The sequence below is a fragment of the Deinococcus alpinitundrae genome, assembly GCF_009982895.1.
GTDB classification, from domain to species: Bacteria; Deinococcota; Deinococci; order Deinococcales; family Deinococcaceae; genus Deinococcus; species Deinococcus alpinitundrae.
The window spans coordinates 1-331 of the sequence record NZ_WXZL01000162.1; the positions used below are offsets into that span (position 1 = coordinate 1).

Genomic DNA, 331 nt, shown 5'->3' on the forward strand with positions numbered 1-331 from the left:
GCATCACCGATAACTCGTTTCATATCATCGTAATGCCCTCTTGTTGATTCATCAATATTAATACCATGTCCTCGATGATTATGACGTATCACATCGAAGCCATGCTTTGAAAGTGCATGTGCTAATTTATCGTAACGTTCCATATGTTCAGCCATACCATGAAATATATGAATAATTCCTTTTGAATCTACATCTGTAAAATTCACTTTAACTTCAATATTCGTATTATCTTGTACAGTTAATTTAAATTGTTTTTCAGTCATCATCTCACACCTTTAATAACAACGTTTTTATATTCGCTTTTATTATTATCATACATTTAGTGATGCAT

Annotated in this window: 1 protein-coding gene; it reads right to left on the reverse strand. The window is 31.1% G+C overall.

The window, feature by feature from the left end; all coding sequences use genetic code 11:
- A partial coding sequence (locus tag GUI70_RS25480; protein WP_161884544.1) for an alpha/beta hydrolase occupies nt 1-263 on the reverse strand: 263 nt, incomplete at its 3' end.
- Nucleotides 264-331: the final 68 nt, after the last annotated feature.